The sequence below is a fragment of the Leisingera aquaemixtae genome, assembly GCF_019801145.1.
Taxonomy (GTDB): domain Bacteria; phylum Pseudomonadota; class Alphaproteobacteria; order Rhodobacterales; family Rhodobacteraceae; genus Leisingera; species Leisingera aquaemixtae_A.
In genome coordinates this window covers 1-14,315 of sequence record NZ_JAHVJQ010000002.1, presented here as the reverse complement: position 1 = coordinate 14,315, position 14,315 = coordinate 1, and the positions used below count along the sequence as shown (strand labels likewise).

Genomic DNA, 14,315 nt, shown 5'->3' with positions numbered 1-14,315 from the left:
GCGTTGTTTTCTTGGTAGGATTTCTTCATGAGTACGACCAGTTTTGCGCATCAGCTTGCCGCCCGCGCGGCGCTGCCCCGGTTGTCCGTGGGAATGAGAGAATCAGTGAATATCGGCTTTCTGGGCCCGCTTTCGGGCCGGGTGGAGAGCTGGGGGCTGCCGGGACTGAACGGCTGCCGGATCTGGGAGGACGGGCTGAACAAGGCTGGCGGGGTGCTGATCGGCGGCCGCCGCTACCCGATCCGCATCCATTCCTATGATTGCGGCTACGACCCCGAGCGCTCGCTGGAGGGTGCCGTTCAATTGGTACAGCAGCACAACGTCAAGCTGATGCTGATGCTGGGCGGCGATACCTTTGCGCCGGTGCGCGACTTCCTGATGCGCAACAAGGTGCTGACCTCCACCCTGCTGCCCAGCGACCTGTCGCCGGACACGCCCTATCTGATTGCGCCGAGCGAGGCACATCCGATCCAGAACGTGACCGGCGTCGCCTGGCTGGCAGAGGCCAGGCCGGAGCTGAAGACGGTGGCGCTGTGCAGCCAGTCCGACCTTTTGGGGCTGCCCGCGCAGGCGGTCTACCGGGCGGCGTTCAAGGCGGCGGGCAGGACGATCCTGCGCGAGGTGCAGTATGATCCCGGCGCCAGCGACCCGGCGCCGGTGGTGGATCCGATGCTGGAAAGCGGCGCCGATATCCTGTGCTGGTGCTCCTCATACGCGCCGATGGTGCACGCGATGACGGAATACGCCCACGCCAAGGGGTTCAAGGGGCAGATCATCAGCTGCACCATGGATGGCTATGACCGGCTGGTGGCGCGGACCTCGCCGGAATTCATGGAAGGGGTGGTGTTCCAGTTTCCGGATTTCGACGATCCGATGCTGCGGGAGAAGGCGTTTTTCTTTAACCGCCCGCATGAGTTCTACGAGGAGTACAACCGGCGTTTTCCGGGCAGCTGGTCGGCGGTGAGCTGGGAGTATGTGGCGATCCTGGATATCTGGCACAGCGCGGTGGAGAAGGCAGGTTCGGTTGAGCCGCCGTCGGTGCTGGCGGCGATGAAACAGCTGGGGCATGTCACCCATGCCTTTGGCCACGCGGAGTGGTGGGGCGAGGATATCTTCGGCATTTCCAATGCCTTGGTCGGTGACTGGCCGGTGGTGACAATCCAGGAAGGCAAGGCGCGGATTGCCGCTTTCAAGTCTATTCCGGCATGGCTGGCGGAGCATTCCGGGCTGTTGAAATCGGAGATGGAAGCGCTGGGGCAGCTGTGGCATCAGCGGCTGGAGAGCGGCGCGCCGGGCAGCGAAGTCAGCTCGCGCGCGGTGAAGGGCTGAGCGGGCTCAGACCTCCTGCAGCAGCAGCTTCTGCTCGTCGATCAGGTGCAGCTTGATGAACTCGACCGCCGATTCCACATCGCGCGAGGCGATGGCGTTGAACAGCGTGTTGTAGCGCTTCTGGTAGTCCTGGATCCGCTGCGGCGTCAGGTGGCGGCGGCGCAGCGCAGTGCGGTAGGACAGGCGGCAGGCCTCGATCGTCAGCTCGTAGCAGGAGTGCAGCAGCGGGTTGCCGGTGCCCTCGGCGATCTTGCGGTAGAGATCCTCCTCCGCCTCGATGAATTCGCCGGGATCAGTGCGCACGGCCTCGACGCGGGACAGGATCTGGTCCAGCTCCTCGATCTGGCGCGGGGTCATATTGATCACCGCCAGGCGCACCAGTTCCGGCTCCAGAATGCCGCGCACCACCAGGTGGTCGAGCGGCGAAACCTCTTGGGCCAGTGAAGTGTAGGAAGAGGTTTCCGGTTTGGGATCGGAGCGGAATTTCACAAAGCTGCCGGAGCCGGCCCGGCGGTTGATCACGTTCTGGCTGGCCAGCACATCCAGCGCCTCGCGCACGGTGTTGCGTGCCACCCCCAGTTCGGAGGCCAGCGTGCGTTCGGAAGGCAGCCTTGTGTCCACCGGATAGGTGCCGGACTTGATCCGGGCAAAGAGCGTGTCGATCACCACCTGCACCGTGGCGCCGACGGAATGGGTGGTGAGGATTTGCGAAGTGGTGTCTTCTGCTGAACTCATGGTTTGCCTTCTTTGCGGGCCGGATGAGCGGGATTGCCCCTGCTCCTGTTCGCTGCGGCGGGTATTCTGCCGCAGGGGGCGGTTGCGAAGCAACTGTTCGCCGCAGTCTCAACTGGTCCTCAGCCTAGCCTGTCGCGCGCCGGGCAGCAAGGAAGCAGAAGAAAATTGGTTCCTTTCCGCGGTTCCTGCGGCTGCAGTCGGATCTAGCCTAAGGGGTTATTTTTATGTTGTTTTCGCATCTTTTGTACGGGGAGCGCGGCAGTGGTCTGAAATTGGTTCCTGTCAGTTCCGTGATTTGCCGCGGGTTGGTGCAGCCGCCCGCTAGACCGGCCGCCGCGTGTCGGCAGCGCAGCAACTTTTTTGTTTCCTTTGACGGTACGGGGTTGGGAAAAACTAGTAACCACAGTAAAATAATTTTCGCGTGGTTTGTTGTGTTTCGGAAAGTTTTTGCATATCGGCTGCTGCGCGCTTGTCAGAGGCTGTCCATAAGGAAGATAACACAGTGGCTAAACTCAAAGATGATAGTGACGCAGTGGCACATAACCTCTCTCAAGACCCGCACCGGGTGCGCGATGGCGCAGAAAAAGTTCTGGAAGTGGCGATCGGCCGCGAAGTGCGGTCGTTCCGGCGGCAGCAGGGGATCACGGTGGCGGACCTGGCCAATCTGACCGGCCTGTCGATCGGGATGCTGTCGAAGATCGAGAACGGCAACACCTCGCCGTCACTGACCACGCTGCAGCTTCTGGCGAACGCGCTGAGCGTGCCGATCACATCGTTCTTCCGCCGCTTCGAGGAAAGCCGCGAGGCGGTGCACACGAAGGCCGGGGAAGGTGCCGAAACCGAGCGTGCCGGCACCCGGGCCGGGCATCAGTACCAGCTTCTGGGCCATCTCGGCGCCAATGCCTCGGGCGTCATGGTTGAGCCATACATGATCACCCTGACCGAAGAGTCGGATGTCTTCCCGACCTTCCAGCACGACGGTGTGGAGATGCTCTACATGCTGGAAGGTGAGGTGGATTACCGCCATGGCGACAAGGTGTTCCCGCTGAAGCCGGGGGATACACTGTTTTTTGACGCGGATGCGCCGCACGGGCCGGAGGAGCTGGTCAAGCTGCCCGCGCGCTACCTGTCGATCATTTCCTACCCGCAATCGAGCTGACGCACAGCCGGGGGAGCGCCCGCCTGCTTCGGGGCATCTGAAGATGCCCCTGCACCACCCGGCCGGCCGCCGCGCATCGCGCGGCGCTTTTTTGGTTTTCGGAGCGGCAGTGCCGGGAAGCCCCCCAAAAAAAGAAACTGCCGGAGCCAGAGGCAACGGCAGTCAGTGAAGCGGGCCTACGTGACAGGGGTAGGGACGGCCCGCAAGTCCGCTCGGGATCAGTCGTCGTCGGGCCAGATGCCGTCCGAGGTCGGGCTGCCGTCGTCAAACTGCGAGAGCCATTCCACCATCAGAGGGCGGTTGTCGATGAAGCCCTTGTAGGTTGCCAGCTCCTCCGGCAGGTCGCGGATCACCCGGTGCAGGCGGCGGGCCCATTTCGGCACCGTGACCAGATCGTTGAAGCTGATCAGGTAGCAGCGGATCGGGAACACCAGCGCGTTGGAGCGCGGCAGGCGGAAGAAGGTCTGCAGTTCGACCCGCAGGTGCTGCTTGTCGCCGATGTTCTCCATCGTCAGCCCCTGCTTCATCACGCCCCACTTGTGGTAGTTCTCGGGGCTGGTGTCCAACAGCGGGTTGACCGTCATCGTCCAGTTCAGTCGGCGGGCGGGCTGGCCCTGCTGGATGTTCAGGAGGAACTTCAGCGCCCGCACGAAGATGCCCATCTCATGCGCTTTCGGGACCGGCGCGTGCCATTCGAAGAAGTTCATGCCGATATCGAAGTCCAGCGACCAGTCGGCCTGGGTGGTGACCATGCCGGCATCCATCCACAGGTTGTCGTCGCGCTGGTCGAGCACCGCAAAGTCGCCCTGGGTCTGGCGGGTGATGTATTCCATCGGCCCGTAGGGCAGGGTGCTTTCATCGAGGAAGGTGAAAGTGTCGTCGATGCCCAGCGGCTTGTTGATCCAGCGCCAGCGGTTGCCGTCCTTGTGCAGTTCGAACAGGTCCGGGTATTCGCGCGCCTTGGCTTCCATGATCAGCTCGACCAGATCCCAGCCCGCAAGGGTCATATGCGGCAGCGACTGGCAGCGCAGCGGGTCGTTTGCCAGCACCCGGGCGCGGTCCTTCATCTCGGAGACATAGTGCTCGTCCACGTCGAAGGTGCGTTCGAACACCGAGCCGGGCCGGTAGGAGGTGTGCGGCTCCATGTTCACCGAATACATGTAGCTGTCTTCGTGGAACGGGAAGGGGAAGCGTTTGATCGCCCAGTCCGAGTTCTTGAAGGTGAAGTCGCCGTGGAAGGTTTCGTCGTTGAATTGGATGGTCATGTCTGTCTCCCTCAGCGGTCCAGAACCAGTGTCTTGCCTTCAAAGCGCGACACGCAGGGCATGATGTGCTTGCCGCCGGCCTTTTGTTCGTCGGTCAGCCAGTGGTCGTAGTGCAGGAACTTGCCGTCGTAGCCGATGACACTGGTCTCGCACTGGCCACAGGCGCCGCCGCGGCAGAGGTAGGGGGCGTCGATGCCGGCTGCTTCCAGCGCTTCCAGCAAGGACTGATGCTCGCCGACCTGGACGATCTTGTTCGAGACCGCGCATTTCACCTCGAACGGTTTGCCGGAGGCGGGTGCCAGGAATTCCTCGGAATGCACCGCCTCGCGCGGCCAGCCCATTTCCTCGGCGGTGGAATGCACCCATTCGATCATGCCCTTGGGGCCGCAGACGTAGACATGGGTGCCCAGCGGCTGGTTGGCGAGCAGGGTCTTGAGGTCGACCGCCTCGTTCTGATCGTCATGATAGATGTGCACCCTGCCGGGATAGTGCTCTGTCAGCTCCTTGGCGTAGGTGCCCAGAGAGGCTGTGCGGACCGAGTAATGCAGCTCGAAATGGCCGCCCATCATGGAGAGCTGATGCATCTGCGCCATGAAGGGGGTGATGCCGATGCCGCCGGCCAGCATCAGATGTTTGCCCGCGCGCAGGTCCAGCGAGAACAGGTTCACCGGGTTGGAGATCACCATCTCCATGCCCTCTTTGACCTGGGAGTGCATGAACCTGGAGCCGCCGCGGCCCTGGTCGTCGCGCCGCACCGAGATGGTGTAGGCGCCGCGGTCGGCCGGGTTGGACATCAGCGAATAGGCGTTGAGCCGGGTGATATCGCCGTCCTGCATTTCCACCACGGTATGCGCGCCGCCCGAGAAGGTGGGCAGGTCGCCGCCGCCGGTGCGGACGAATTTGAAACGGGTGACCAGGTCGTTGATCGGTTTGACCTCAGCCACGGTGACATTCAGTTTTGCGGTGCCAGCACTCATTTGAACAGCTCCACTTTCTCGGGGATGTTGCCCGGATCCTCGGCGTCCACCCGCACGCCCTGGAAGGCCGCGAGGCGGCGCGAGTAGTGATCGCGCACGAACAGGCTGAGGCCGCAGTGGCTGCATTCGAAGGGGTCGGTGGTGACGTCCTCGGTGATGCCCTTGCAGTGCACGCACTGCATGCGCCGCGCGGTGGAGCCGCGGTGTTCGGCCTGGATCGCGGTGTGCGGGATGCCGGCCGCGGTGGCCTCGGCCATGGCCTGGCCCATCAGGCTTTCGGTGCCGCTGAGATACACCTGGGTGCCCATGTGGCAATCCAGCAGGGCGCGGCGGATGCGGCCTTGCGCGGCTTCATAGGACGGCCCGGCGTAATACTGGCCCGCACCCAGCTCCTCCAGCTGGCTGCTGTATTTAGTGCCGGTTTTCTTGGGGATGTAGATGATATGGGCCTTGGCCCAGAAGCCCTGGTCCACGGATTTGGCGAGATCAAGGATCGCTTCAGCGCCTTCGGCGTCGGCGATCATCAGGTGGCCGCTGCCGGAGCGGGCCTCAAGCTCGCCGTAGACCGGGCGGCTGGTGATGGAAGGGGGGAATTGGGTTTTAGACATGTGGGTCGCTTTTCCTGCAGTCCGGGTGAACGAAAACAGGCGCCCCCGGAGTGGGGACGCCCGGGATTCGGCTCAGCCTTTTGCGGTCCGGCGTTTCTTTTCCGGATCGTGGAACGGCATTTCCGCTGCAACGCAGGGGATTTCGCCGGTGGAGTTCTTGACGGTCAGCGGCACGCCGGGTTCGGCGCAGTCGACCGGCATGCGGGCGATGCCCACATTGTGCTCGTTCAGCGGCGAGTACATGCCGATGGTGACGACGCCGACCTGCTTGCCGTCGCGCAGCAGCGGCGCGCCCTCTTCGGCCGGCTCGGTGCCTTCCAGCTTGACGCCGTAGATCTTGAAGCGTTCCTTGCCTTTCAGGCGGTAGTGCTCCTCGGCGCCGCGGAAGCCGGTCTTGCCCGGCGAGACGGTGAAGTCGAGGCCCAGTTCCCACAGGGTGTCGCCGCATTTCTCGTTCTCGAAGGGGTACATTTCCGAGTTGTCATACGGGAAGAACAGCAGGTAGCTCTCTGCCCGCAAGAGGTCGAGGGTGGTGAAGCGGGTCGGGATGATGCCCATCGGGGCGCCTTTTTCGACCAGGTTGTCCCAGATATGCGGCGCGTCCTGGCCGCGGCAGAAGATCTCGTAGCCGCGCTCGCCGGTGTAGCCGGTGCGGGAAATGGTGACGGGCTTGTCGAACAGGGTGGTGTGGATGTGGCTGAAGTAGACCACGTCCCGGATGCCGGGCACGCCCTGTTTTTCCAGGAAATCGACTGCCGTCGGCCCCTGCAAGGAGATGTCGTGCAGGTTGTCGTCAAAGCGGATGTCGACGTCGCGGCCCTGCGCCGCCATGGTCAGCTGCTCGTGGCCCTGGCCGGAGCCGTGCACCACCATCCAGCTGTTCGGACCCATGCGGTAGATCACGCAGTCGTCGACGAACTTGCCTTCGTCGTTCAGCATGCAGGCATAGGTGCTGCGGCCGGGTTTGATCTTTTCCACGTTGCGGGTGGTGGCCCGGTCGATGACGTGGCTGGCATGGGGGCCGACGATGTGAACCTTCTTGAGGCCGGACACGTCCATGAAGCCCGCCTTGGTGCGGATCGCCATGTATTCTTCGGTCTGGTCCTTGTCATAGGTCCAAGCGGTGCCCATGCCGCTCCAGTCTTCCAGATCCGAGCCCAACGCGCGGTGGCGGTCAGCAAGGGTTGAGAAGCGCCAGGATGCAGTCATTTCTAAAGTCTCCCTATTGGTGCGGACCAAAATTCTTGATTTGGTTCCTTTGGTCTGGTCCAGTTAGCCAAGAGAGGGGGTGTTGTGTCAATGAATATTCCTATCAGGAAAAAGATTTCTCTTAAAAGGCAGATTTCGAACGTGTTTGCGGCATGAACTGGCCTGAAACGGTCTTTTTGGCGGGCCGCCTTGGCTTGCGAAATCCGCCAAATGACCCGCTTGAAGTGAGAATCGCCTGGGATTGCGTCGGAAGGTTGAGTGATTCTGCCGCATTTCGGCAGGTGCGCCCTGTGTCCGCCTGCGGCTCGCCGGGAAGGCCGCAGCCCGGATCAGGCCGGAAGCGGGCGGATTTAGCCCTTGTCTGGCTGGGGTTTAAGGGGGGCAAGCGGCGTTGCTGGAGACCGGCTCAGCTGCAGGGCGCTTTCCCTAAAGGTAACAATTTTTCACATGATTATTGACAGCTCGCCCCGCTGAGGCACAGTATTTCGGTAAAATAATATTCCCAAGAGGCAACAAATGCCCGGGATACTGCCAACAGGAGGGCAAAACATTGGATGGAAATCTGAACGCGTTAACAACGGTGTTCACCGAGTTCTATTACTGGGTGACCGTTGTCTTCATGTTCCTCATTCACGTGGGGTTCTGCATGTATGAGGTCGGCGCCAGCCGCCACCGCAACCACATGCACACACTGATGAAGAACATCATGATCATTCCCTTGGTCACGGTGACCTTCTTCTTCTTCGGCTGGTGGATCTACTGGTCCTTCCCCAGCTTCCCGTTCTTCGGCGGGCTGAATCATGATGCGGGGGCAGCGAACCTGCCGTGGTCGGAAAACATGGGCACCAACCTGTCGGACCGGATCACCGGTGTGTTCTGGGCAGCGTTCCTGCTGTTCTCCTGGACCGCGGCCTCGATCGTGTCCGGTGCGGTCATTGAACGGATCCGCTCCTCCGCTCTGTGGGTGCATGCGGTGATGATCGGTTCGGTGTTCTGGATCATCGACGCCGCCTGGGGCTGGCATGCCGAGGGCTGGATGGTGAAATACCTGGGCTATCACGATGCCTATGCGTCCGGCGTGATCCACGCGATTGCCGGCGGCTACGCGCTCGGTGTCATCATGGTGCTGGGGCCGCGCCTGGGCAAGTTCGCCGCCGACGGCACCCCGCGGGACATCCCGCCGCATAACCCCTGGATGCTGACCATCGGGATCTTCCTGATCTACTCGGGTTTCTGGGGTTTCTACGCGGCCTGCAACATTCCGGCGATTTCGCCTGAGGGCATCGGCGGCCTGCTGACCGGCGAGACCTGGACGGCCACCAATATCTACCTGGCGCCGACCTCGCTGTCCGCGATCACCTTCAACTTCCTGATGTCGCTGTCCGGCGGCCTGATGGCGGCCTATGTGGTATCCAAGGGCGATGCGTTCTGGACCTTCTCCGGCGGCCTGGCGGGCATCATCACCGCCTCTGCGGGCAACGACCTGTACCATCCGATCCAGGCGATGCTGGTCGGCGCGGTTGGTGTCGTGATCGTCTACAAACTGCACTACTGGGTCGAGCGCACCTTCAAGATCGACGATGCGGTTGGTGCGGTTGCGGTGCATGGCTATTCCGGCATCGTGGGCCTGATCATCGCCGGCTTCCTGCTGTGGGGCGCACCGAGCTCGCCGTATGAAGGCTATGCCGCCGTCAACCCGGTCGGCCAGACCGTCGGCGCAGTGATCATGTTTGGTGTGCTTGGCTGGCTGCCGGGCTTTGTGATCGCCAAAATGCAGGCGGCGGCCGGCGTGCTGCGCATCCCGGTCGAGGTCGAGCTGCAAGGTCTCGATTACGCCGAACACCATGCCTACGAAGATGCCAAGGCCGAAATCATCGCTGCTGACAAGGCTGCGTTGAACGGTGGCGGTGTTCCAGCTGAATAAGGAGAATTGAAATGTCGACAATCGGTTACGACAGCTGGGCCGTGGACCTGGCGGAGGTCGGGGCGGTCTATCCCTTCCAAGGATCAGAAGGACTGATGGTGCTCCTTGGCGTGATCTTCTGGATCGGCTGGCACAGGATCCAGTTTGTCCGGGAGGGGGCGCATTTGGAAAAGGCCAAGAATATGGGAGACAAGGAAAAAATAAGTTCCTTGCTCGAGAAATACTGACCTGAATGAACACGGGGGCGCGCCATCACGGCGCGCCCTTGTTTCCTTCTAAGGAAAATAAGTTTCATAAGAGTTGAACGGATGAACGCAAACTGCTAGCGTTGATTCGAGTTGAAAACCAGGAGGCACACCCATGTGCGGGATTGTCGGTCTTTTTCTGAAAGACAAATCACTAGAGCCGAAGCTGGGCGATATGCTCACCGATATGCTCATCACCATGACGGACCGCGGTCCGGACAGCGCCGGCATTGCCATCTATGGCGCGGACAGCAGCGGGCGGGCCAAGCTTACCGTTCAGTCCGATGCGCCGGAGGAAGCCTTTGACGGGCTCGACGGGGCGCTGGCCGAAGCGCTGAGCGGCGATGTGTCGATCCGGGTGATCGACACCCATGCGGTGCTGGAGCTGCCCGCGGGCAAGGAAGAAGAGGCCCGCGCCGCGCTGGCGGAGCTGCGCCCGGGACTGCGGGTGATGAGCGCAGGCGACACCATCGAGATCTACAAGGAAGTCGGCCTGCCTGAGAAGGTTGCCGAGCGCTTCAACGTGCGCGGCATGGGCGGCAGCCATGGCATCGGCCACACCCGCATGGCCACTGAATCCGCCGTGACCACCGAGGGCGCGCATCCGTTCTCCACCGGCTCCGACCAGTGCCTGGTGCACAATGGCTCGCTGTCCAACCACAACGCGCTGCGCCGCAAGCTGCGCCGCGAAGGCGTGCGGATCGAAAGCCAGAACGACACCGAAGTGGGCGCTGCCTACCTGACCTGGAAGATGCAGAACGGCGCATCGCTGGGCGAGGCGCTGGAAAGCAGCCTGGAGGACTTGGACGGCTTCTTCACCTTTGTGGTCGGCACCAAGGACGGCTTTGGCGTGGTCCGCGATCCGATCGCCTGCAAGCCGGCCGTGATGGCAGAGACCGACCAGTATGTGGCCTTCGGCAGCGAATACCGCGCGCTGGTCAATCTGCCGGGCATCGAAGACGCCCGCGTCTGGGAGCCCGAACCCGCAACCGTTTACTTCTGGAACCACTAAGATGCAGACATATGATCTTGAAGCGAATGGCCTGCGCGGTCTGAACTCGGCCCTGCAGGAACTCAACGGCAGCACCAACAAGACTGCCTGGGAAATCGTCAACCCCAAGGGCAGCCATGCGATTGCCGTTGGCCTGAACTCGCCGGTCGAGGTGACCGTCAAGGGCTCCACCGGCTACTATTGCGCCGGCATGAACCAGCAGGCGACGGTCCGGGTCGAAGGCTCGGTCGGGCCCGGTGTGGCGGAAAACATGATGTCCGGCACCGTAATCGTCGATGGCGACGCCAGCCAGTATGCCGGGGCCACCGGCCATGGCGGCCTGCTGGTGATCAAGGGCAATGCGTCGTCGCGCTGCGGCATCTCGATGAAGGGCATCGACATCGTCGTGCACGGCAACATCGGCCACATGTGCGCCTTCATGGCGCAGGCGGGCAATCTGGTGGTGCTGGGCGATGCCGGCGATGCGCTGGGCGACAGCTGCTACGAGGCGCGGTTCTTTGTGCGCGGCTCGGTCAAGAGCCTGGGCGCCGACTGCATCGAGAAGGAAATGCGCCCGGAGCATATCGAGATCCTCAAGGATCTGCTGGCACGCGCCGGAGCGGATGCGAAGCCGGAGGAGTTCAAGCGCTACGGCTCCGCCCGCAAGCTCTACAACTTCGACGTCGACAACGCGCAAGCGTACTAAGGACAGGGATCACTAGACATGGATAGCAATAACATCCCCCGTACGGTTCCGATCCAGTCGGCGACCTTCTCGAACCCGATCAACGCGGAAATCCGCCGCGCGGCGGCCACCGGGATCTATGACATCCGCGGCGGCGGCGCCAAGCGCCGGGTCCCGCATTTCGATGACCTGCTGTTCCTTGGCGCCTCGATCTCGCGCTACCCGCTGGAGGGCTACCGCGAGAAATGCGAGACCAAGGTGACGCTGGGCACCCGCTTTGCCAAGAAGCCGATTGAGCTGGATATTCCGATCACCATCGCCGGGATGAGCTTTGGCGCGCTGTCCGGCCCCGCCAAGGAGGCCCTGGGCCGCGGCGCCTCCGCTGCGGGCACCTCGACCACCACCGGCGACGGCGGCATGACCCCGGAAGAGCGCGGCCATTCCACCAAGCTGGTCTACCAGTATCTGCCGTCCCGCTACGGCATGAACCCGGACGACCTGCGCAAGGCGGACGCGATCGAGGTCGTGGTCGGCCAGGGCGCCAAGCCCGGCGGCGGCGGCATGCTGCTGGGCCAGAAGATCTCTGACCGGGTTGCGGAAATGCGCACCCTGCCGAAAGGCATCGACCAGCGCTCTGCCTGCCGCCACCCGGACTGGACCGGCCCGGATGACCTGGAAATCAAGATCCTGGAACTGCGCGAGATCACCGATTGGCAGGTGCCGATCTACATCAAGGTCGGCGGCACCCGCCCCTACTACGACACCGCACTGGCGGTGAAGGCCGGCGCTGACGTTGTGGTGCTGGACGGCATGCAGGGCGGCACCGCCGCCACCCAGGATGTGTTCATCGAGCATGTCGGCCTGCCGACCCTATCCTGCATCCGCCCCGCGGTGCAGGCGCTGCAGGACCTGGGCGTGCACCGCGAGGTGCAGCTGATCGTCTCCGGCGGCATCCGCACCGGCGCCGATGTGGCCAAGGCGATGGCGCTGGGCGCCGACGCGGTTGCAATCGGCACTGCGGCGCTGGTTGCGCTGGGCGACAACGACCCGAAATGGGAAAGCGAGTACCAGAAGCTGGGCACCACCACCGGCGCCTATGACGATTGGCACGAAGGCCTGGATCCGGCCGGCATCACCACCCAGGATCCTGAGCTGATGAAGCGCCTGGACCCGGTCGATGCGGGCCGCCGCCTGCGCAACTACCTCAAGGTGATGACGCTGGAAGCCCAGACCATCGCCCGCGCCTGCGGCCACAACCACCTGCACAACCTCGAGCCCGAGGATCTGTGCGCCCTGACCATGGAGGCCGCCGCGATGGCGCGGGTGCCGCTGGCCGGGACCGACTGGTATCCGGGCAAAGCCGGGTTCTGATGATTGGCGGGGCGCGGCTGGCAACAGTCCGCGCCCCATTTTCGAAATACGTTCAACAGGGAAAGGAAGTAGGACCATGACAACAGATCTGGCTGCTTTCGCAAAAGAAAAAGGCGTCAAATACTTCATGATCTCCTTCACCGACTTGTTCGGTGGCCAGCGCGCCAAACTGGTGCCGGCGCAGGCGATCGCGGATATGCAGGAAGACGGGGCCGGCTTTGCCGGTTTTGCCACCTGGCTTGACCTCACCCCGGCGCATCCGGACATGCTGGCGGTGCCGGATCCGTCCTCGGTGATCCAGCTGCCGTGGAAGCCGGAGGTCGCCTGGGTGGCGGCTGACTGCGTCATGGAAGGCGAGGACGTAGCCCAGGCGCCGCGCAACGTGCTGCGCCGTCTGATCAAGGAGGCTGCGGATGAAGGCCTGCATGTGAAGACCGGCATCGAGGCCGAGTTCTTTCTGCTGACCCCGGAAGGCGACGAGATCTCCGACCCGTTCGATACGGCGGAGAAGCCCTGCTATGACCAGCAGGCGGTGATGCGCCGCTATGACGTGGTTCGCGAGATCTGCGACTACATGCTGGAGCTGGGCTGGGGCCCGTACCAGAACGACCACGAGGACGCCAACGGCCAGTTCGAGATGAACTGGGAGTTCGATGATGCGCTGTCGACCGCCGACAAGCACAGCTTCTTCAAGTTCATGACCAAGTCGGTGGCAGAGAAGCACGGCTACCGTGCGACCTTCATGCCGAAACCGGTCGAGGGTCTCACCGGCAACGGCTGCCACGCCCATATCTCGGTCTGGGACGCGCCGGGCAAAGATGCCCGGGTCAACGTCTTTGCCGGTGAAAAAGGCGCGGGCCAGATTGCCGAGCTGGGCTTGTCGGAGCAGGGCGGCTGGTTCCTGGGCGGCATAATGAAGCACGCCTCGGCGCTGGCGGCGATCACCAACCCGACGGTGAACTCCTACAAGCGGATCAATGCGCCGCGCACCATGTCGGGCGCGACCTGGGCGCCGAACACCGTGACCTGGACCGGCAACAACCGCACCCATATGGTGCGCGTTCCCGGCCCCGGCCGGTTCGAGCTGCGCCTGCCGGACGGGGCGGTGAACCCCTATCTGCTGCAGGCGGTGATCATCGCTGCGGGCCTTTCGGGCATCCGCTCCAAAGCTGACCCGGGCCCGCGCCATGACATCGACATGTATGCCGAAGGCCACACCATCACCGATGCGCCGAAGCTGCCGCTCAACATGCTGGATGCGCTGCGCTTCTACGACAAGGACGACGGGCTGAAGGCGATGATGGGCGAGGAGTTCTCCGCAGCCTATCTGAAAATGAAGCAGCAGGAGTGGAACTCCTTCGTCAACCATTTCTCCCGCTGGGAGAAGGACAACACGCTGGATATCTAGGCACTGATTCCCCTGTCCGGCCTCTGGGCCGACCTTGCACGGCCCGGGCAATGCCCGGGCCTTTTCATATGCGGCAGCACCTGCCGCATATGCGCCGCCTTCACCCGGGGTGAAATTCCGCCTGTTTCCGATCGGCGGCGGAAACTCGGGAAATGCCAGGTTTTTCAGGGGAAACGGGTCAGGAATGTGTTGACGCCCAGGAAAATTAATTGAGTAATAGGAATATATCTTGCCTCGCATTGAACTTTTGCCGCGGGGAGTGAACCGGAACTGATGGCAGCAGGGAGACGGCCATGAGCTACAAGAGTGACATCGAGATTGCGCGTGAGGCGCAGAAGAAGCCGATCCAGGAGATTGGCGCGAAGATCGGGATTTCGGACAGCGACCTGCTGCCCTACGGCCATGACAA

General features: G+C 62.7%; 14 protein-coding genes. 9 read left to right on the top strand and 5 right to left on the bottom strand.

Features of this window, described 5'->3' with window-relative positions; translation table 11 throughout:
- Positions 1-27 precede the first annotated feature (27 nt).
- Positions 28-1,329 (top strand): ABC transporter substrate-binding protein, encoded by a 1,302-nt coding sequence (locus KUW17_RS04630; protein ID WP_222476342.1) that lies wholly within the window; start codon positions 28-30, stop codon positions 1,327-1,329.
- A gap of 6 nt (positions 1,330-1,335) precedes the next feature.
- On the opposite strand, the gene KUW17_RS04625 is transcribed toward KUW17_RS04630, so the two are convergent.
- Complete coding sequence (locus KUW17_RS04625) at positions 1,336-2,064, bottom strand: FadR/GntR family transcriptional regulator (protein ID WP_222476340.1); 729 nt, start codon at positions 2,062-2,064, stop codon at positions 1,336-1,338.
- Positions 2,065-2,566: 502 nt separating this feature from the next.
- On the opposite strand from KUW17_RS04625, the gene KUW17_RS04620 reads away from it, so the two are divergent.
- A complete protein-coding gene (locus KUW17_RS04620; RefSeq protein WP_222476338.1) occupies positions 2,567-3,223 on the top strand; it encodes a helix-turn-helix domain-containing protein in 657 nt (218 codons plus the stop codon).
- Between the two features lie 218 nt (positions 3,224-3,441).
- On the opposite strand, the gene KUW17_RS04615 is transcribed toward KUW17_RS04620, so the two are convergent.
- The 4 genes from KUW17_RS04615 to KUW17_RS04600 form a co-directional block, all read right to left on the bottom strand.
- Positions 3,442-4,488 carry a heme-dependent oxidative N-demethylase family protein gene (locus KUW17_RS04615; protein ID WP_222476336.1) on the bottom strand — a complete coding sequence of 349 codons (1,047 nt, stop codon included), beginning with the start codon at positions 4,486-4,488 and terminating at the stop codon, positions 3,442-3,444.
- Positions 4,489-4,499: 11 nt separating this feature from the next.
- Entirely contained in the window at positions 4,500-5,465 is a 966-nt protein-coding gene (locus KUW17_RS04610) for a PDR/VanB family oxidoreductase (protein ID WP_222476335.1), read from the bottom strand.
- Complete coding sequence (locus KUW17_RS04605) at positions 5,462-6,073, bottom strand: dimethylamine monooxygenase subunit DmmA family protein (RefSeq protein ID WP_222476334.1); 612 nt, start codon at positions 6,071-6,073, stop codon at positions 5,462-5,464. The genes KUW17_RS04610 and KUW17_RS04605 overlap by 4 nt, the downstream gene beginning before the upstream one ends.
- A gap of 72 nt (positions 6,074-6,145) precedes the next feature.
- Positions 6,146-7,282, bottom strand: coding sequence for an aminomethyltransferase family protein (locus tag KUW17_RS04600; RefSeq protein ID WP_222476333.1), 1,137 nt, complete (start codon positions 7,280-7,282; stop codon positions 6,146-6,148).
- 550 nt (positions 7,283-7,832) lie between these two features.
- On the opposite strand from KUW17_RS04600, the gene KUW17_RS04595 reads away from it, so the two are divergent.
- The 7 genes from KUW17_RS04595 to KUW17_RS04565 all read left to right on the top strand — a co-directional run.
- The gene (locus KUW17_RS04595) at positions 7,833-9,206 is read left to right on the top strand and encodes an ammonium transporter (RefSeq protein ID WP_222476332.1); all 1,374 of its coding nucleotides are present in this window, start codon (positions 7,833-7,835) and stop codon (positions 9,204-9,206) included.
- 11 nt (positions 9,207-9,217) lie between these two features.
- A complete protein-coding gene (locus tag KUW17_RS04590) occupies positions 9,218-9,433 on the top strand; it encodes a hypothetical protein (protein WP_222476331.1) in 216 nt (71 codons plus the stop codon).
- Between the two features lie 133 nt (positions 9,434-9,566).
- Positions 9,567-10,463, top strand: a complete 897-nt coding sequence (locus tag KUW17_RS04585) for a class II glutamine amidotransferase (protein WP_222476330.1) — start codon at positions 9,567-9,569, stop codon at positions 10,461-10,463.
- A gap of 1 nt (position 10,464) precedes the next feature.
- The gene (locus KUW17_RS04580; protein WP_222476329.1) at positions 10,465-11,148 is read left to right on the top strand and encodes a protein GlxC; all 684 of its coding nucleotides are present in this window, start codon (positions 10,465-10,467) and stop codon (positions 11,146-11,148) included.
- Positions 11,149-11,166: 18 nt separating this feature from the next.
- Positions 11,167-12,498 (top strand): FMN-binding glutamate synthase family protein, encoded by a 1,332-nt coding sequence (locus KUW17_RS04575; protein WP_222476328.1) that lies wholly within the window; start codon positions 11,167-11,169, stop codon positions 12,496-12,498.
- A 76-nt stretch (positions 12,499-12,574) separates the two neighbouring features.
- Positions 12,575-13,906, top strand: a complete 1,332-nt coding sequence (gene glnT / locus KUW17_RS04570; RefSeq protein ID WP_222476327.1) for a type III glutamate--ammonia ligase — start codon at positions 12,575-12,577, stop codon at positions 13,904-13,906.
- A 293-nt stretch (positions 13,907-14,199) separates the two neighbouring features.
- The coding region (locus KUW17_RS04565) for a formate--tetrahydrofolate ligase (RefSeq protein ID WP_222477505.1) at positions 14,200-14,315 on the top strand (116 nt) is incomplete at its 3' end.